Below are 674 nucleotides of genomic sequence, written 5' to 3' on the forward strand. Positions count from 1 at the left end.
GCCCATAAAGAATAACGCGATCACGCTGGACCATATTATCCTGAAGCAAACGGTTAAAAGCGCGGGAATCACAACCTTTAACCAGAACTCCAACCTTCTGATGATCCTTAAGCTCATCGAGGAGATAACGACTCAGATTCACCGCACAGAAAGAATCCCAGGTGAGTCTGGCCAGATCATCTTCACCGCTGGCAAAAAGAGGCCTTGACTGCCACCAGTAGTGTCCTTTTTCCCAGCCGAGCAGAAGTTCAATCCGCCCGCTGAGCAGGTCCTGGCTGACCGCTTCGCGAATTTTTTCAAGCTGTTCTAGGTTACGCTCTGCCATCGGGCATCCCTCATCTTTCTGTTCGGCCCGAGGGCCTTAATTTTTGCTGTCATCTGCTCCATCTCTTCAGCAAATTTATCACCTTCCGAGCTGGAGATCCAGCGAACTTCAAATCTTTCCGGCTCAAACCCGGCAAACTCAACCAGGCGTTTGAAGGCAGAAAGGCGACGGCGACCGTGGTAATTACCTGTGCTGTAGTGACAGTCTCCAGGGTGGCAGCCTGCAACGAGAACCCCGTCTGCTCCGCGCTGAAAAGCTCTGAGAACAAACATGGGATTCATCCGGCCACAGCAGGGCACACGAATAACCCTGACATTAGCCGGGTAACTCATACGGCTGGTTCCGGCCA

At 52.4% G+C, this 674-nt stretch carries 2 protein-coding genes; both read right to left on the reverse strand.

Features of this window, described 5'->3' with window-relative positions:
• Positions 1–325: 4Fe-4S ferredoxin (locus tag SCJ97_11670; protein ID MDW7740686.1), on the reverse strand; the 325-nt coding region annotated here is incomplete at its 3' end.
• A partial coding sequence (locus tag SCJ97_11675) for a hydrogenase iron-sulfur subunit (protein MDW7740687.1) occupies positions 307–674 on the reverse strand: 368 nt, incomplete at its 5' end. The genes SCJ97_11670 and SCJ97_11675, both read right to left, overlap by 19 nt.

Source organism: Bacillota bacterium (assembly GCA_033549065.1).
GTDB lineage: Bacteria > Bacillota > Dethiobacteria > DTU022 > DTU022 > JAWSUE01.